At 74.0% G+C, this 17,518-nt stretch carries 12 protein-coding genes; 5 read left to right on the top strand and 7 right to left on the bottom strand.

Annotation, left to right across the window (positions count from 1 at the left end; all coding sequences use genetic code 11):
- Positions 1 to 12 precede the first annotated feature (12 nt).
- The 4 genes from P3T27_RS23375 to P3T27_RS23360 all read left to right on the top strand — a co-directional run bounded on the left by P3T27_RS23375 (position 13) and on the right by P3T27_RS23360 (position 7,939).
- On the top strand, positions 13 to 4,110 hold the full coding sequence (locus P3T27_RS23375) for a TIGR02680 family protein (RefSeq protein WP_280681546.1): 4,098 nt from the start codon (positions 13 to 15) through the stop codon (positions 4,108 to 4,110).
- Positions 4,107 to 5,333: a TIGR02679 family protein gene (locus tag P3T27_RS23370; protein ID WP_280681544.1), complete on the top strand. Its 1,227-nt coding sequence runs from the start codon at positions 4,107 to 4,109 to the stop codon at positions 5,331 to 5,333. Before P3T27_RS23375 ends, P3T27_RS23370 begins: the two co-directional genes overlap by 4 nt.
- A gap of 9 nt (positions 5,334 to 5,342) precedes the next feature.
- Positions 5,343 to 5,669: a DUF885 family protein gene (locus tag P3T27_RS23365; RefSeq protein WP_280681604.1), complete on the top strand. Its 327-nt coding sequence runs from the start codon at positions 5,343 to 5,345 to the stop codon at positions 5,667 to 5,669.
- Between the two features lie 353 nt (positions 5,670 to 6,022).
- Positions 6,023 to 7,939: a ricin-type beta-trefoil lectin domain protein gene (locus P3T27_RS23360; protein WP_280681542.1), complete on the top strand. Its 1,917-nt coding sequence runs from the start codon at positions 6,023 to 6,025 to the stop codon at positions 7,937 to 7,939.
- A gap of 238 nt (positions 7,940 to 8,177) precedes the next feature.
- On the opposite strand, the gene P3T27_RS23355 is transcribed toward P3T27_RS23360, so the two are convergent.
- The 7 genes from P3T27_RS23355 to P3T27_RS23325 form a co-directional block, all read right to left on the bottom strand.
- Positions 8,178 to 9,272 (bottom strand): LLM class flavin-dependent oxidoreductase, encoded by a 1,095-nt coding sequence (locus P3T27_RS23355; RefSeq protein WP_280681540.1) that lies wholly within the window; start codon positions 9,270 to 9,272, stop codon positions 8,178 to 8,180.
- Between the two features lie 75 nt (positions 9,273 to 9,347).
- Positions 9,348 to 10,409: an LLM class F420-dependent oxidoreductase gene (locus tag P3T27_RS23350; protein WP_280681538.1), complete on the bottom strand. Its 1,062-nt coding sequence runs from the start codon at positions 10,407 to 10,409 to the stop codon at positions 9,348 to 9,350.
- A gap of 74 nt (positions 10,410 to 10,483) precedes the next feature.
- Positions 10,484 to 12,100, bottom strand: coding sequence for an ABC transporter substrate-binding protein (locus P3T27_RS23345; protein WP_280681537.1), 1,617 nt, complete (start codon positions 12,098 to 12,100; stop codon positions 10,484 to 10,486).
- A 122-nt stretch (positions 12,101 to 12,222) separates the two neighbouring features.
- A complete protein-coding gene (locus P3T27_RS23340; RefSeq protein WP_280681534.1) occupies positions 12,223 to 13,158 on the bottom strand; it encodes an ABC transporter ATP-binding protein in 936 nt (311 codons plus the stop codon).
- Positions 13,155 to 13,937: an ABC transporter ATP-binding protein gene (locus P3T27_RS23335; RefSeq protein ID WP_280681532.1), complete on the bottom strand. Its 783-nt coding sequence runs from the start codon at positions 13,935 to 13,937 to the stop codon at positions 13,155 to 13,157. The genes P3T27_RS23340 and P3T27_RS23335 overlap by 4 nt, the downstream gene beginning before the upstream one ends.
- Entirely contained in the window at positions 13,934 to 14,833 is a 900-nt protein-coding gene (locus P3T27_RS23330; protein WP_280681531.1) for an ABC transporter permease, read from the bottom strand. Before P3T27_RS23330 ends, P3T27_RS23335 begins: the two co-directional genes overlap by 4 nt.
- A 1-nt stretch (position 14,834) precedes the next feature.
- The gene (locus tag P3T27_RS23325) at positions 14,835 to 15,779 is read right to left on the bottom strand and encodes an ABC transporter permease (protein WP_280681530.1); all 945 of its coding nucleotides are present in this window, start codon (positions 15,777 to 15,779) and stop codon (positions 14,835 to 14,837) included.
- A gap of 745 nt (positions 15,780 to 16,524) precedes the next feature.
- Here P3T27_RS23325 and P3T27_RS23320 point away from each other — a divergent pair.
- Entirely contained in the window at positions 16,525 to 17,445 is a 921-nt protein-coding gene (locus tag P3T27_RS23320) for a response regulator transcription factor (protein WP_280681526.1), read from the top strand.
- The last annotated feature ends 73 nt before the right edge of the window (positions 17,446 to 17,518 follow it).

Below are 17,518 nucleotides of genomic sequence, written 5' to 3'. Positions count from 1 at the left end.
GGAGGACTTCCGATGACCGTGACACAGCTCCCGCAGCCCTCCACGTTTCCGGCGGCGGCCGCGGCAGCGCGGTGGCAGCCCTCCAGGGCCGGCATCCTCAACGTCTGGCGCTACTACGACGAGACCTTCACCTTCCACGAGGGCCGACTGCTCCTGCGGGGGCAGAACGGCACGGGCAAGTCCAAGGCGCTGGAGGTGCTCCTGCCGTTCCTGCTCGACGCCAGCCTGCGCCCCAACCGGCTGTCCACCTTCGGCGGCTCCGAGCGCACCATGCACTGGAACCTGATGGGCGAAGGCGCCTCGGGCAAGACCCGCGTCGGATACGTGTGGCTGGAGTTCGTCCGCGACGACGGAGAAGACGACGCCGGTCCCGGCTGGTTCACCTGCGGGGCCAGGCTCCAGGCCAGCGTGCACACCACCGGTGTCACCGCCGACTACTTCACCACCGGCGCGCGGATCGACCGCCCCGGTGGTCTTTCCCTGGTCAACGACGCGGGTCAGCCGCTCACGCGAGCCGCCCTGGCCGAAGCCCTGCAAGGCCAGGGCGAGCTGCACGGATCACCGACCGACTACCGCAACACGGTCCGGAGCACGCTCTTTCCCGGGCTGAGCGAGCAGCGTTACGACGCCCTGATCACCGCGCTGCTCCAGCTCCGCACCCCGAAACTCTCCGAACGCCTGGATCCCTCGCTGCTGTCCTCCCTGCTCTCACGGGCCCTGCCCCCGCTCGGCCAGGGCGAGATCACCGAACTGGCCGAGGGCTTCGAACGCCTCGACCGCCAGCGCGAATACCTGAAGACCCTGGACGACGAAGTGGCCGCGGCCACCGCCGTCGCGAACCAGCAACGCGGCTACGCCCAGCGCGTCCTACGCGCCGGGGCGGCCGCGCTCGTCTCCGCGACGACCGAGATGGACAACCTCGCCCGCATCGCCCGGGACAGCGAGGAGGCACACGCCGAAGCCCTACGCCAGCGCGACGGGAGCAGGGGAGCGAAGGAGGAGCTCGAACACCGACGACAGGAGATCGACGGCGCCATCGGGGGGCTGCTCGACTCCGAGGTCTACCGGCAGGGCCAGGAACTCGACCAGCTCCGCCGCAGGGCCGACCACGCCGCCGCGACCTCCGCCCGCCTCCGGGCCGTCGCGGACAGGAAGGCCCGCGCGGCCGGCGAGGACGCCGAGCGCGCCGACGATGCGCGGCTGCGCTCCGAGCAACGGGCCGCGCACACCCACGCCGCCCGGGAGGACACCCGGGGCGCTGCGCGGCGCGCGGCCATGGAGTCCGTCTGCACCGAGGTGCAGACGGTGCTCGGTACCGCACCGGGTCCGTCCTGGGACACGGGGGAGCAGGGGCGTACGGCACGTCGTCTCCTGCGCGGCGCGGTCGCCGCCCGGCACGGCCAGATCGCCCAGGTCCGGGCCGCCATCGAACGCCACGAGCGTTCCGTCGCGGACCGGACGACGGCGGAGCACCACCTCGACGCGGAGCGCGAGCGGCTGGCCGAGGCGACCGCGCGGCGCGACGGGAACGCCCGCTCGTACGAGACCGCCGTCGACGCCCACGCCGACCTCCTGCGCCGATGGGCGACGGCCGACTGCACCGAGCTGCCGATCGGCGACGCCGAGGAACTCGCCTCCCGCGCTGCCGTCGAGACCGACGTCCTCGCGCTGGTCGAGGCCGCCGCCCGGGTGGCGGAGAGCGCCATCACCGCCGACGAGACGACCGCCCGAGCCGACCGGGACGAGGCCCGCGCCCGGCGTGACCGGCTCGCCGAAGAGCTGGAACGCACCGCGACCGCGGCCGACCTCCCGCCGGTCCCACCACGCACCCGCACCGCCGACCGGTCCGTCCTGCCGGGCGCACCGCTGTGGCAACTGCTGGCGTTCCGGCCGGGCGTGCCGCCCGCCGACCAGGCCGGCATCGAAGCGGCCCTGGAAGCGGCCGGTCTGCTGGACGCCTGGATGACCCCCGACGGCGGCATCGCTGTCGTCGGCCACGACACCCTGGCTGACCCGGCATCGGCCGTGCCCGCATCGGGCCCCTCACTGCTTGATGTCCTGTCTCCCGAACCCGACGGCCCGGTGCCGGTCGGCCAAGTACGGCGGCTGCTCGCCGGCATCGCCTACGGCCCCGCACTCCCCGCGGGTCACCCGGCCGCCGTGGCGGCCGACGGAAGCTGGCGGCTGGCGACGGCGGTCGGCTCCTGGGCCAAGGAGGAATCCAGCCATATCGGAGCCGCGGCCCGGGAACGCGCCAGGCAGCGGCGGATCGCACACCTCACCGCCGAACTGGCCGAGGCCAACGCCACCGTCACAAGGTTCGACGCGCAGTTGCGCACCCTCGCCGACCGCCGGGCCCGCCTCGGTGCCGATCTCCGCTCCCGGCCGCACCACCGGGAGGTGGACCGGGCCAAGCGTGACTGGGAGCGGTCCGAGTCCGAGGTGGGCGCTCGCGAGGACACCGTACGCGAGGCCGTCGAGCGGCTCGCGCGGCAGGAGGGCACGGTCGCGGCCGCGCTGCGCGCACTCGCCGTCGCATCGGCCGAGCGCGCCCTGCCGACCGAACGCGCCGCGCTGGACACGACCGCCACGGCGGTCGACACGCTGCGTGAACAGGCCGACGTCTGGCTCGACTCCCACCTCGCCTGGGCGGCCGCCCAGCACGCCTGGGACACCGCCCGCAGCCACGCCGAGGCGTCCCAGGGCGCAGCGGCTGAGAGCCTGGGCGAAGCCGAGGACGCGGAGGCCGCCGCCCGAGGACTCCGAGCCGCGCTCCAGGCCGTCGAGAGCACCGTCGGCGAGGACTACCGCCAAGTGGCCGCCAGGCTCAGCGACTTCCGGAAGTCGCTCGACCGGACCCGCCGTGAGATCGACGACAACACCCGGGAGCTCCTCGCTCTCGAAGGCCGGATCGGCTCATTGAGCGCCACCATGGCCCAGGACGCGACCCGGCACGACGACGCCGTGGCGGCCCGCAACGAGGCCGCCCGCAGCTTCCGGCGCCTCTGTGTCCTCGGATTTCCCGAGGACGCGGGCCTCAGCCTCGTCCTCACCTCCGAGGACGGCACCCGCGCCACCCTCGAAGCGGCGCGTGAGACCGCCGCCACCTGGCCCAACCTGCCGCACGGCACGAGGAACCTCGGCGACTCCCTCAACCGTCTCTCCGAGGCCGTCCACCGCGCTCGCCAGAGCCTCAGCAGTCGTGCAGACCTCGAACTCGAAGCCGAAGAGGACATCCACGTCCTCACGGCCACCGTCGACGGCATCCGGGTCGGTGCGACCGGCCTCCTCTCCATCCTCACCGGCGACCGTGACCGCAGCCAGGACGACATCACCGCCGCCGAACGCGGGCTCTTCGATCGGACCCTCACCGGCGACACCCGCCGTCACCTCGCCTCCCGTATCCGTCAGGCCGGTGAACTCGTCGAGCGGATGAACGGCCACCTCGAACGGGTCCGCACCGCCTCACGGGTGGCGGTCCGTCTGGTGTGGCAGATCCACCCCGACCTGCCCGCCGGTACCAGGACGGCGCGTGAGCTGTTGCTCAAGGACCCGGCCCGGATCACCGAAGCCGACCGAGAGGCCCTGCACGCGTTCTTCCGGGGCCGCATCGAGGAGGCCAAGACCCGCAACACGGCGGCGACTTGGGAGGAACAGCTCGCGGAGGTCCTCGACTACACGGCCTGGCACCAGTTCGTCGTCAAGCTGGACCGCGCCAACGGCGTCGGGTGGCAACTGCTCACCAAGAAGCTCCACGGCGCGCTGTCGGGCGGCGAGAAGGCCATCGCCCTCCACCTGCCGCTCTTCGCCGCGGTGGCCGCCCACTACGAGGCGGTGCCGCTGTCCCCGCGGCTGATCCTGCTCGACGAGGTCTTCGTCGGCGTCGACACCGTCAACCGCGGGCAGGTCTTCGCCCTCCTCGCGGCGCTCGACCTCGACCTGGTGCTCACCTCCGACCACGAGTGGTGCACCTACCGGGAGCTCTCCGGCATCGCCGTCCACCAGCTGATCACCGGAGGTGACGGCGACGACGCCGTCACCAGCGCCCGCTTCACCTGGACGGGCACCGACCTGCTGCCCGCCGAAGCCGATCCGGACGGATCGGCATGACGGGCAGCCACCCTCTCGACGTCCCCGAACTCCGCCCCCTCTGGTCGGCCGTCCACGATCGCCTGTCGACGGGCCGCCCCGTCAGCCGGGTGCGGTCCGGACCGCTCGACGACGCCGGTCGCGAGGCGTTGGCCGACCTCCTCGGACTCGACCGGCTCCCCGGCGCCGAGCCGGCGATCCCGCTTGCCGGACTCGACCGCGCCGTGCTGGAGGCCTGCGGCCGACCCGTCCGGGACGTGGTGGCCGCGATCCTCGGCCCAGTCCACGACCAGGCTGCCGAGCGCGAACGCAAGACCGGCCAACGCGACGCCTTGTGGCGGTGGCTGGCCGGCCACGACGTGGTCACCGCCCAGCCCGTTCTGCTGGAGTGGGTCGGCCACCTGCGGGCCAACGGCCTCGCAGGCGGCTCGCCCGACCGGACCCGGCGTCTGCTGACCGCCGCGCTGACCGTCCTTCACGCACTCCCGGCCGACGGCGAGCCACTACCGGTCCTCGCCGCCCGCCTCCTCGACGGCGACTCCCACGCCCTCGACGACGGGACACGGCTGTCCTCCCTCGTCCTGCGCGCACTGGCGGTGCTGTACGGCACCGACATGCCCGACGCCGCAGAGGGACGACGCGCACTCTGGAGCCGAGCCGGTGTGGCCGACGACGAACTGTCCGCCACCGTGCTCGCCGTCGGTCTCCGCCCCGAGGGAGAAGGCCCGGTCGCCGGGATCTCCCGGATCTGCGCCGCATCCGGTCACCCCGTCAGCCTCACCCTCGCCCAACTGCGCTCACCCGGCGAATTCACCGGTCCCGCAGGACCGGTGTGCGTCACCGAGAACCCCAGTGTGCTCGCCCTCGCCCTACGACGCTTCGGCCGGCAGTGCCCGCCGCTCGTCTGCACGTCCGGCTGGCCCAACACCGCCGTGATCCATCTGCTGCGCCGTCTCGCCGACGATGGTGCCTCCCTGCGCTACCACGGTGACTTCGACGGCGAGGGCATCCGCATCGCGGCCCACGTCCTCGCCAAGACCGGAGCCGCCCCCTGGCGAATGGCAATCGACGACTACCGAGCCGCCGTGCCCCGGGTTCCCTCGGGCCCCGATCCGGGCCGCCTCACGCCCGCACCGTGGGACCGGGCGCTCGTCGACTCCATGGCCGAACTGCGCACCGCAGTGGTCGAGGAGGTGGTCGCCGACCTTCTCCTCGACGACCTGGCGGACCACCGTCACGGATAGGATGACAGCCTGTTCGACGGGCCGAGGGGGTCAGTCAGCGCTTCGGTCTGGTCCGCGTCGACTTCGCGGCGCAGCGCCGCCGAGAGCTTCCGTGCCGTGCGGAACCTGCACACGCCGGTGCACCAGCTCCGGAGCATCTTCACGATGATGCCCGCCGCCGAGGACGACGACTGGGCCCCGGTCCTGGGCCGACTGCGCAACCTGCCCGCCGCGCTGGACGGTTACCGGGCCACGCTGACGGAGGGCATTGTCGACCTCAAGCGCTGGCACATGGAGGCCCTGCGCCAGGGCTCCCTGGGCCTGGACGACCTGGAGGCAGCCCTGGCGGCTCTGTGACCGCCGTCGACTGAGGCGGGCGGACGAGGCCGGAGACTCCCCCGGGGCGCGGTCCAACGGGCGTTGTACGGGTGGTGGTCGGCGCGTCGTGATCGGGGCCGTGCGGGGTGGTGCGACATCCGGGGGTGCGGGTCGGGGGCGTGTGGCGGGAAGGAGCGCGGAGGCCGCGCGGGCCCGGCCGTGGCGGCGGGGTACTTGTTCGGACAACTTCGCCCCCAAAGTCCGCCTGATCGTCATACTAGGGCTGCCTCGGCGATGTTGGCTATACAGGTGTGCTCCCCAGCATGTCTCCGCCCCACCCTCGCACCACTCTGTTCCGTGCTCCCAGAACCCATGTGTCGAGAGGCTTCGCCATGCCACTGCACAGACTTCCCGGGCGCGTTCGCGCCACAGCCCTGACGGCGGTCATCTCCTGTCTGGTCGCCCTGGTCGGCGCCTTCGTGGCGGCTCCGGCCGCGCAGGCCGCCGCCGTGTCGAGCCCGATCACCGGCCTGGCCGGCAAGTGCCTGGACGACTCCGGTGCCGGCACCGCCGACGGCAACCAGATCATCCTGTGGCACTGCACCGGCGCCGACAACCAGACCTGGACCCTGCCGGGTGACGGCACCATCCGTACGCTCGGCAAGTGCCTGGACGCCACCGCCGGCGGCACCGCCGCGGGCACCTACGCCGACCTGTACACCTGCAACGGCCAGGCCCGCCAGCAGTGGGCGGTGCGGGGGACCGCGCTGGTCAACCCGGTCTCCGGCCTCTGCCTGGACGTCTTCGGCGGCAGCTCCACCGATGGCACCCGGGTCGATCTGTGGGCCTGTGGCAGCGGTCAGGCCAACCAGCAGTGGGCCGGCGCGGCCGTCGGCTCCATCACCAGCGACAACCTGCTGGTCGACCCCGGTGCCGAGTCCGTCGCGATCTGCTCGCCCAACGGCCTGGACGGCATGACCGTCCCGGGCTGGACGATCACCAGCGGCATGCCGAACCTGGTCTGCTACGGCGCCAGCGGCTACCCCGACGCGAGCACCCCGGGCCCGACCGGCCGCGGGGCCGCGTTCTTCGCCGGTGGCGCCACCGGCAACTCCGGTCTCTCCCAGAGCGTCGACGTCTCGGCGGCCGCGCAGTCGATCGACACCGGCACCGTCGGCTACAACCTCTCCGGCTGGCTCGGCGGCTACGCCGCACAGAACGACCGGGTCGGCCTGACCGCCACCTTCCTGAACGCCGGCGGCGCCACCCTCTCCACCGCCCAGATCGCCCCGGTGACCAGCACCGACCGAGGCCTGGCCACCGCGCTCCTGCAGCGTACGGCCACCGGCACGGTCCCGGCCGGCACCCGCTCGATCAAGGTCGACCTGGCCTTCACCTGGACGGCCGGCAACACCACCGACGGATACGCCGACAACCTCTCGCTCACCCTGACCACGGCGGTGCCGACCCCGGTACTGACCGCTCCGGTCAACTCGGTTCCCGGCTATGACCACGTCTTCCTGGTCTACATGGAGAACCAGGACTACGAGAACATCATCGGCAACACCTCGCAGGCCCCGTACATCAACAGCCTGCTCCCGCAGGCGACGTCGTTGACCAAGTCGTTCGCCACCACCCACCCGAGCGACCCGAACTACGTCGCACTGGCCGGAGGCGGCCTGTACGGGCTGACCGACAACAGCGTCTCGACCACCACCATCAACGCCCCGCACCTGGGCAACTCGGTGGAACAGGCCGGCAAGACCTGGAAGGAGTACCTGGACGGCGCGAACGGCAACTGCGACACGTCGAGCCACGGCTACTACGCGCCGGACGACGCCCCGTTCTACTACTTCCAGAACATGAAGAGCAACGCCGCCTACTGCCAGGCGCACATGCAGCCGCTCACCCAGATGACCGCCGACCTGCGATCCACGGCGACCACCCCGAACTTCGCCTGGTTCGCCGCCGACGACTGCACCGACATGGAGGCCTGCGGCGTCACCTCCGGCGACAACTGGCTCAAGCAGACCCTGCCGACCATCCTCAACTCGCCCGCGTGGACCACCCAGCGCTCGCTGCTGATCCTGACCTGGGACGAGGGCGCGACCAAGGCCTACGGCCCGAGCTACCCCAACCGGACCCCGACCCTGCTGCTCGGCTCGCAGAACACCGTCAAGACCGGCTACCAGTCGAACCAGCGCACCGACCAGTACGGCCTGCTGCGCACCATCGACGGCGCACTCGGCCTCAACCCGCTGACGAACAACGACCGCTACGCGGCCACGGTCAACGACGCCTGGCAGTAGACCTCCACCAGGGGCCACCTCCCCTGACCCGACCGGGCCCGTGCCGATGCGATGTCCTGGCTTCCCTGCCGGACTGTCGGTGCGGGCCCGGGCTGTCGGTGCGGGCCCGTCCCGTGGTGCCCCTCAGCAACCGCGCCGGTGCGCGCCCCCGAGGCCTCGTACGCCCGGTACCGCGGCCTGAGGGGCGGACGGTGGGCGGAGGCGAGAACGGCGGGGGCGCCCGGGGCAAGGGCGCGGGTTACCAGATGCGGCGGTCGGCGGGGGTGCCGCGGCCGGTGCGGAGGTGGCGGATGAGGGTGCGGCGGAGGTCGCGGTCGTGGTCGGTTTCGACGGGGAGGTCGAGTTGGACGATGTCCACGCCCGCCGAGCGGAGGAGGCCGATGCGGGCGGCGACGGTGGCGGGGGAGCCGGCGTAGGCGGCGGTGAGGGAGCGGCGGACGTAGGCGGCCACCTGCTCGTCGCCGCGGGACGGGTCGGAGCGGCCGCGCTCGCGGTCCCGGTCGAGCTGGACGGCTTCCGCCCAGCGCCCGCCGCCGCCACCGGCGGTGAGGCGCAGGGCGTCGCGGCGCAGCTGGCGGACGCGGTCGCGGGCCGCCTCGTCGGTGTCGGCGAGGACGAGGGTGACGTGCCGCCAGATCCGCAGGGTACGGCCGTGTGCGGCGGCTGCGGCGCGGACCTGGGCGATCCGCCGGCGGGTGTCCGGCAGGGGCAGCGGGCTGACGGCGTACACCTCCGCGTAGCGGGCCGCCAGGTCGAGGCCCTGTGGTGACGAGCCGCCGAAGGAGACCAGCTCGCCGCCCGGTCTCGGGTGCAGGCCGGGGCGGGCGGCGGCCACGGTGTAGAACTCGCCCTTGTGGGCGATGTCCTGGTCGGCGGCCAGGTAGCGGGTGAACAGGTCGAGGTACTCGTCGGCCCTGCGGTAGCGGTCCTGCTTGTCCAGGAGATCGCCGTCGCGGGCCGTGTCGTGGTCGCTGGAGCCGATGATGACGTGGGCCGCCGCCCGCCCGCCGGAGAGCCGGTCCAGGGTCGCCAGGGAGCGGGCGGCCACGGTCGGCGCGGTGGTGCCGACGCGGTGGGCGACCGCGATGCGGAGCCGTTTGGTGGCGGCGAGGGCCCACGAGGCGACCAGCCACGGGTCGGGCCACGAGCTGGACTGCACCACCAGGGCGCTGTCCAGCCCGTCCTCCTCGTTCTCCCGCGCGGTGCGGGCGACGTGCTCGGGGTCGGCGGTGCGGTCGCGGCCGTCGGGGGCCCAGCGCAGCGCCTGGCGCTCCTGCGGGGTGCGGCCGGGTACGGGTGCGGCGCGAACCCCGCCGCGGATTTCGAGGGGCACGGCTCTCCTCGGGCTGTGAGGACGGATGCGGTGAGGACGAATGGGGTGCAGGACGGATGCGGTGCAGGGCGACGGTCAGTGGGCGGCCGGGCCGAGCCGGGCCAGGGTGTCGAGCAGCTTGGCCCGGCTGACGAACACCTCGGGCGGCAGCGACACGTACAGCTGGATCGTGGTGACGCCGGGGCGGTGGTAGGCGAGGATGCGCTCCCGGCACTCCTCCGGCGAGCCGCTGACGAACAGTCCGTCGACGACCTCGTCGGGCAGCGCCTTCTGGGCGCCCTCCGGGTCGCCGGCGGCCCAGAGACGGTGGGTCTCGGCGAGCAGGTCGCCGTGGCCCAGCCACTCGTGGAACTTGCGGTACGGCTCGCGGTTGAGGATCCAGGCCAGGAACGGGCGGGTGGCGCGGTGGGCGTAGTCGGTGTCCTCGGTGGGGCAGACGAAGACCTTGACCACCAGTTCCTTCCCGGGCGGCTGCGGACCGACGGCGTCCAGGATCTTCGGCACGTCGTGCGGGAACAGCAGGTTGGTGATGGCGCCGTCGCCCTCGTTGAAGCCGAGCCGGAGCATGTTGGGCCGCAGCGCGCCCAGGATCACCTTGACCGGTTCGGCCGGAGGGTGCGGCAGCCGGTAGCCGGTGATGTCGAAGGTGTCGAACCCGCCCGAGACGTACTCGCCGCGCAGCGCCCGGGTGACGAACCGCAGCACGTCCCGGGTGCGCTTGAACGGCTCGTCGAACGGGATGCCGTTGATGTCGGTGACGTGTGCGGGGACGGAGGCGCCGATGCCCAGCAGGAGCCGGCCCGGGGCGAGTTGGGCGAGCGTCGCGGCGGTCTGGGCGAGCACGGCCGGGCCGCGGGTGTGCACCGGAACGATGCCGGTGCCGATCCGCAGCGTCGGGGACCAGGCCGCGGTGGCGGCCAGCGGGGTGAACGCGTCGGTGCCGCCGCCCTCGGCGCTCCACACGTCGGTGTAGCCGAGGTCGGGAAGCCGCTCGACCAGGAACCGGTGCCGGTCGATGGTGAGGCCGGGCAGGGGGAGGGTGATGCCCCACTTGGGCGGCGCGGCGGGCCCGGTGCCGTGCGGGGCGTCGGGCGGGACGATCCCGGTGTGGTGGTGGGGCCGGTGCGGGGCGGTCATCGGGATGGCCGTCCTTCCTGTGGTGCTCGGTGCGCGGAGGGAGTGTACGGGGTTAGCGGGGGTGGTGCCCGGGGTCAGCGGACCCACACCGTGGTCAGGTCGAGGAACCAGGACTGCGGCTGAACCAGCCCCTGGACCTTCGGCGAGAGGGCCCGTGGATTGCGGTCGTTGACCACGAACAGCCAGGGTGCGTCCTGGGTGACCAGCGAGAGCGCCGTGCGGTACCCGGCCTGCCGGGCGGCCTGGTCGGCGTTGGCGGCCGAGGAGGCGAGCAGCTCGTCGACCTGCGGGTTGGCGTAGTGGCCGGTCCAGAACGGGCTCTTGGACCCGAGGAACAGCGGAAGCAGCGCCTCGGACTGGAACAGCGTGGTGGACTGGGCGACGGCGTCGGAGCCGAGCGCCACCTCGCCCTTGGCCTCGGCGCCGATCAGCGTGGTCCAGTCGGTCGTGCGCAGCTCGACCTTGATGCCGACGGCGGCGAGGTCCCGCTGGAGCGCCTCGGCGATCGGCACCGGCAGCAGGTTGCCGCTGCCGCCGGTGGGCACGGTGACGGAGGTGCTGAACCCGTTCGGGACGCCGGCCTCGGTGAGCAACTGCCGTGCCTTGGCCGGGTCGTAGGAGTAGACGTCCTCGGCGGGGTCATAGGCGGCGGTGGCGCGCGGCGCGGTCTGGTAGGCGGGGTCGGCGGTGCCGTGCAGCAGCTTCTCGGCGATCGCCTTGCGGTCGATCGCGTAGTTGGCGGCCTTGCGGACCAGCGGGTTGTTCCAGGGCGCCTTCGAGGTGTCCAGGATCCAGTACCAGAGGTGGTCGTAGCTGTTCGTGGCGATCTGCACGCCGTCGGCCTTGAGGCTGTCGATGTCGTCCGGGTTCGGGTACTCGATCCAGTTCACGCCGCCGGAGCGCAGGGCCGCGGTGCGGGCCGCGGCGTCCGGCAGGGCCTTGATCACGAGCCGGTCGAGCTTGGGGGCGCCGCGCCAGTAGTCCTTGTTGGCGGCCAGCTCGATCTGCTGGCCCTCGGTCTGCGAGACGAAGGAGAACGGGCCGGTGCCGACCGGGTGCTGGGAGAAGTGCGCCGAACCGGTGCCGCGGACGGCGGTGGGGCTCGCGATCAGGACGTGCGCGAGGTCCTCGGGGAAGTGGCCGTTGGGGTCCTTGGTGACCAGTTCGACGTGGTCGGCGTCGGTCTTGCGGTACGAGGCGATGTCGCCCGCGTACTCGGCGGCGGCGGCGCCGAGGGCGTCGGTGTACTCGGGGCTCTTCTTGTCGAGGTAGCGGGCCAGGTTGAAGATCACGGCGTCGGCGTCGAACGGGGTGCCGTCCTGGAACGTGACGCCCTTGCGGAGGGTGAAGGTCCAGGTCCTGGCGTCGGCGGCGACCTGCCAGTCGGTGGCCAGGGCGCCGGTGACGACCGGCGGCTTGTCGGTGTCCTTGAGCAGCTCGTACCGGGTGAGGCCCTCGTAGAGCTGGAAGGAGACCAGCCGCTTGCCCTCGAAGCCGGCGCCGCCGATCACGGTGTCGGGGTTGGGGAGTTTGCCGGTGGCCCCGATGACCAGGGTGCCGCCGTGGCCGTTGCCGCCGCCCGCTCCCGCGGAGCCGCCGCTGGACCCGGCGCAGCCGGCTGCCGCCGTGAGCAGGACGGCGGCGGCCGGCAGGGCGACGGCTCTGGTGCGGATCCGGGCGGTGCGCGTCATGGCGATTCCTCGTCGGTTCGGTGGTGCGGGGTTTCAGTGGTGCGGGGTTCGAGCGGTACGGGATTTCGGCGGTACGGAGCTCCGGTGGTACGGAGCTCCGGCGGTACCGAGCGGGAAGCGCGCTACGGCGCTCCGGAACCGCCGCCGGCGGCCTCCAGCAGGGCCCGGGTGTACGGGTGCGCGGGGGAGTCCCAGAGGAGATCGGTGGGGCCCTCCTCGACCACCCGGCCGTGCCGCAGCACCAGCACCCGGTGGGCGAGGTGCCGGACGACGGCGAGGTCGTGGGAGATGAACAAGTAGGCCAGGCCCGTGCGTTCCTGCAGGTCGGTCAGCAGATCGAGCAGGCGGGCCTGCACGCTCCGGTCCAGGGCGGAGGTCGGCTCGTCGCAGACCACCAGGTCCGGCTCGGTGGCCAGGGCCCGGGCGACGGCCACCCGCTGGAGCTGCCCGCCGGACAGCTCGCGCGGGTAGCGGGCGGCGAGCGCGGGCTCCAGGCCGACCTGCGCGAAGAGCCGGGCGACGGCCGCGGCGCGCTCGGCGCGTGGCGTGCCGTGCAGCCGGAGCGCGAAGGCGACCGCCTCCCCGGCCCGCAGGCTCGGGTTGAGCGATCCGCGCGGGTTCTGCGGGACGAACTGCAGCCGGCCCCGCAGCGCGCGGTCGGCGCGGCCGCGCAGCCGGTACGGATCGCGGCCGGCGAAGCGGACGCTGCCGGAGTCGGGGGACAGCAGACCGAGGGCGAGGCGGGCCAGGGTGGACTTTCCGGAGCCCGACTCGCCGACCAGGCCGACGGTCTCGCCCGGCGCGACGCAGAGGCTGACGCCGTCCAGGGCGCTCCGGTCACCGTAGCGCTTGGTGACGGCGTCGACGACGAGCAGGGCGGGGGCCGGGTCGGGCGAGGTCCGAGCCGCAACCGGCAGGGCGCGGGCGTGCCCACGGGCTTGGGCGTGGACGTTGGTCTGTGTTTGGGCGTGGACGTGGGTCTGTGCCGGGGCGTGGGCCTGTGTTTGGGCGTGGGTCTGTGCGTGGGCGTGGGCCTCTGCTCGGGCGTGGGTGTTCATCGGCGGGCTCCCGGTTCGGCGGCCACCAGAGCGGCGGTGAAGGCGTGTTCGGGTTCCCCGAGCACCCGGTCGGCGGGGCCGAGCTCGACGATCCGGCCGGCCCGCATGACCGCGACGGTGCCGCCGATCCGGCGGGCCACCGTGAGGTCGTGGGTGACCAGCACCAGCGCGATGCCGCAGTCGGCGCGCAGGGTGGTGAACAGGTCCAGGATCCGGCCGCGGACCAGCGCGTCGAGCGCGGTGGTCGGCTCGTCGGCGATCAGCAGTTCCGGTCCGCAGCAGATCGCGAGGGCGATCGCGGCGCGCTGGCGCAGGCCGCCGGAGAGTTCGTGCGGGTACGCCCGGGCGACCCGCTCCGGGTCGGGTACGCCGGCGGTGGCGAGCAGCCCGGGGACGGCCTCACGGGCGGCCCGGCGGCCGCTCGCGATCCCGTGCCGGCGCAGCACCTCGGCGAGCTGCGGGCCGATCCGGCGCAGCGGGTCGAGGGAGGCGGTCGGGTCCTGCGGCACGTAGCCGATCCGCCGGCCGCGGACGTCGGCCAGCTCGCGTTCGCCGAGCGCCCGCAGGTCGGTCCCGGCCAGCCGGACGGCTCCGGTGACGGCGGCGCCGTGCCCGGGCAGCCCGAGCACCGTGCGGGCGACGGTCGTCTTCCCGCTGCCGGACTCGCCGAGCAGGACCAGGGCCTGGCCGGCGGGAAGGGCGAGGGACACGCCGTCGACGGCCTGGGCCCCGCCGGGGTACTCGACGGTCAGGCCGTCGACCTCCAGCAGCGCGCTCATACGCCCACCCGCTTCGCGGCGATCGGCCGGGGGAGCCGGCCCGCCATCGCGGGGGCCGACGGCGGCAGTTGGGCGGCGGTGTCGCCGATGCGGGTGCGCAACGCCTCGCCGAGGGTGTTGAAGACGACCGAGACGACGAGGATGACGAGGGCCGGCTGCACCGCCACCCAGGGGTGGGTGAGCAGGGACGGTCGCAGTTCCTCCAGCATCGCGCCCCACTCGGCGGTGGGCGGGGCGACCCCGAGCCCGAGGAAGGACAGCCCGGCGGCGTACATGATGGCGAGCCCGACCAGCGAGGACGCGTACACCAGGACCACCGGGGCCACCACCGGGGCGACCTGTCGGAGGACCAGCGCCCCCCAGCCGGCGCCGCTGACCCGGGCGGCCGCCAGGTACTCGGCGCTCCGGACCCGCCGGGTCTCGGTGAACGCGACCCGCGCCACCGCGGGGGTGAGCACCACCGAGAGCGCGAGCACGGTCGCGCCCAGGCCGGGGGTGAGCAGCGAGGCGACGGCGATCGCCAGCAGCACCCCGGGGAAGGCGTAGAGCACGTCCAGCAGGCGCAGCAGGGCCTGCTCGGTGGTCCGGCCGCCGAGCCCGGCCACCACCCCGAGCAGCGTGCCGGCGACGGCGGCCACCGCGACCGGCACGAACCCGCCGGTGAGCGAGGCGCGCCCGGCCCAGATGAGCCGACTGAGCAGGTCGCGGCCCTGGCCGTCGGTGCCGAGCGGGTGGCCGGGGCTGCCGGGGTCGAGCAGCCGGTCCGCCAGCCGTCCGGCGGCCGGGTCGTCCGGGGCCACCAGAGGCGCGGCGAGCGCGAGCAGGAGCAGGAGCGCCGCGAGGGCGGCGGGGAAGGTCAGACCGAGGTTGGCTCGGCCGAGGACACGTGACGTCACATCAGTTCCTTACTCGCGGGTCGATCACCGCGTGCGCCGCGTCCACCAGGATGTTGACGCCGACGAACGCGACCGCCACCATCAGCACCCCGCCCTGCACCAGGGGCAGGTCGCGGGCGGTGAGAGCGTCGTAGAGCAGCCGGCCGATGCCGGGCCAGGCGAACAGGGTCTCCACGAAGATCACCCCCTCCAGGAGGTAGGCGAGTTGCAGGCCGCCGATGGTCAGCAGCGCCGGCGAGGCGTTGTGCACGCAGTGCCGCAGCACGGCGGCCGGGCGCAGGCCGCGGGCGCGCAGCGAGTCGGCCAGTTCGCCGGCCAGCACGCCGCCCAGCGCGGCCCGGAACACCCGCGCGGTGAGCCCGAGCGGGACGAGCGCGGCGGCGACGGCCGGCAGGATCAGGTGGCGGGCCAGGTCGATCGGGCCGCCGTCGCCGAACACGTCGTGCGTGCCGCCGGCCGGCAGCCAGCGCAGGCCGACGGCGAAGACGGCGATCAGCAGCAGGGCCACCGAGTACTGCGGGGCGGAGACCGCGAGGGCGGACAGCGCGCCGGAGATCCGCCCGCCGGCGCTGCGCGGGCGCAGCGCGCCGAGGGCGCCGAGCGCCACCCCGCCGGCCAGCACCAGCAGGAACGCGGCCGCGGTCAGGGTCAGGGTCTGGCCGAGCGCGGGGAGCAGGAGGTCGGCTACCGGGCGCTGACCGGAGATGGAGGTGCCGAGGTCGCCGGTGAGCGCGTGTCCGAGCCAGTCGGCGTAGCGGACGGGCAACGGCTGCTCCAGGCCGAGCCGTTCGGTGAGTTCGCGGCGGGCCTCGGGCGGTGCGCCCGGGCCGAGGAAGGCGGCGACCGGGTCGCCGGGGACCAGCGCGACCGTCGCGAAGACGACGGCGGTGACGCCGAGCAGTGTCGGCACGGCCAGCAGGAGCCGGCGCAGTAGGAATCGGGTCACCCGCCGGCCCTCCGGGGCGAGGCGCCGGACTGGCCGGCGGCGGGCCGGCTGGGCGGGGCGGGCATGGTTCTGGTGGTCCTTCCGGGGGAGGGCGGTTCGGATCGGGTCGTCGGGGCTGCGACCGGCGGCACCCGCGGTGCCGGGCCGCCGCACCGGGCCCGGGGAGGCCGTTCGCCGTGGGGCGGTGGCCGTGTTCGGGCGACTCGGGTTGCGGGCCCCGGGTGCGGGGCCTCGGGTACGGGCCCCGGTCGGGCGCTCCGTGGGGCGTCGATGACGCTCCGGCAGCTGCAGCCGCTGGAAGGAGGGTTGCGGACGGGTGGCCCGGACAGCCAGTCAGCACTTGATGCTGTTACTTCCGGTCACAGCATCCGCGGTACCAGGACCGCCGCTGCCCAGGACGCCGAGGCCCGGTCCCATCCTTGACCTGCACAAGGAACCGGACCTAGGGTTCCCCGCATGGCTATTCGGCGGACCGACATCACCCTGGTCGGGATCGGCGGCTCGTGGCACCGAAGGTGTTTCGACGAGCTCTGTCGACCGCGCGCAACGCGCTGACCGCCCCGGTTCAAGCCGCCGCGGTCGGCGCTTCTCCCCAGTCCCGGATTCCGCGGCCGACGCCCGTCCGCGTCCTCGGGGGATCCTCGCCGCAGCACACCGTGCCCATGGGGCCGGCCCGCCACCAGCAAGGGGACCGAATCGCCATGCCGTACCTCAGACGTCCTGCCTCCTCCTCCGGAGGTGCCGGATGGCAGCAGTGAGCAAACTCGCCGTTCCGGCCGGCCCGCGCGGCCGCCGGCTCCCCGCCCGGCGCGGGGCCTGCGGTGGCGCCACCCCGGTGGACGCACCCGCCGCGGGCGCGTCCCGGTTGCACACCGAGATCGACAATCCGCTCGACCTGATCGCCGGTCACCAGTTGCTGGCCGAGACGGCCCCGCCGCGGTCGGCCGGGCTGGCCGCGGCCGGGTGCGGGTGCGGCCATCCGATGTGCGTGGAGGAGCGCCGCGGCCGCACCGAGGCCGCCCGGGTGTTCCTGGTCGAGCGGCACTCGGTGGCCAGCGCCGGGCTGCGCAGCGTGCTGGCCACGGTGCCCGGACTGGCGGTGGTCGGGTCCACCGGTGACCGGCTGCGCGCGGTGGCGGCCGTGGGCCGCATCGCACCGGACGTCATCCTGCTCGGCCGCGGCGCGAGCCTGGAGGAGGATCTCGCCGCCGTGGTGGCGTTACGAGGCCCGGACGCGGCGCCCGCCGCCCGGGTGCTGCTGCTGCGCCGGGCCGAGTCGACCGCCGAGGCGAGCCGGATGCTGCTGGCCGGGGCCAGCGGGTGCTTCCCGCTCGACCTGGCCGAGGACCGGATCATCGGCGCGGTCCAACTCGCGGCGGCCGGTGGCTCGGTGTTCCTGCCGGCGCCACCGCCGGCCCGGGCCCACGCGACGGCCCCCGCGCAGCACGTCGGCGAACTGCCCCCGGCCCGGGCCGGGCTGACCGAGCGTGAGCGCGAGGTGCTGGTCAAACTCGGGCTCGGGCTGAGCAACGCCGAGATAGGGCGTGAACTCGCCCTGGCCGAGGCCACCGTGAAGAAGCACCTCACCCAGGCCATGCGCAAGATCGGGCAGCCCGACCGGTTGCGCGCCGCGCTCTACGCGCACCGGCACGGCCTCGCCGGCTAGAGCCTGTCCGGCCGAAGACAGGTCCCCACGCACCGCCGGAGGGCGGGTCCCGCGGCACGCGGGGCCCGCCCTC

Source organism: Kitasatospora sp. MAA19 (genome assembly GCF_029894125.1).
GTDB lineage: Bacteria > Actinomycetota > Actinomycetes > Streptomycetales > Streptomycetaceae > Kitasatospora.
Note: the sequence above shows the minus strand (reverse complement) of the source record. Positions and strands in the feature narration are given on the sequence as shown.

Bases quoted from the DNA above. Each gene is read 5' to 3' on its own strand.
- P3T27_RS23375 (WP_280681546.1), top strand. From the start codon at position 13: ATGACCGTGACACAGCTCCCGCAGCCCTCCACGTTTCCGGCGGCGGCC.
- P3T27_RS23370 (WP_280681544.1), top strand. From the start codon at position 4,107: ATGACGGGCAGCCACCCTCTCGACGTCCCCGAACTCCGCCCCCTCTGG.
- P3T27_RS23360 (WP_280681542.1), top strand. From the start codon at position 6,023: ATGCCACTGCACAGACTTCCCGGGCGCGTTCGCGCCACAGCCCTGACG.
- P3T27_RS23350 (WP_280681538.1), bottom strand. From the start codon at position 10,409: ATGACCGCCCCGCACCGGCCCCACCACCACACCGGGATCGTCCCGCCC.
- P3T27_RS23345 (WP_280681537.1), bottom strand. From the start codon at position 12,100: ATGACGCGCACCGCCCGGATCCGCACCAGAGCCGTCGCCCTGCCGGCC.
- P3T27_RS23340 (WP_280681534.1), bottom strand. From the start codon at position 13,158: ATGAACACCCACGCCCGAGCAGAGGCCCACGCCCACGCACAGACCCAC.
- P3T27_RS23335 (WP_280681532.1), bottom strand. From the start codon at position 13,937: ATGAGCGCGCTGCTGGAGGTCGACGGCCTGACCGTCGAGTACCCCGGC.
- P3T27_RS23320 (WP_280681526.1), top strand. From the start codon at position 16,525: ATGGCAGCAGTGAGCAAACTCGCCGTTCCGGCCGGCCCGCGCGGCCGC.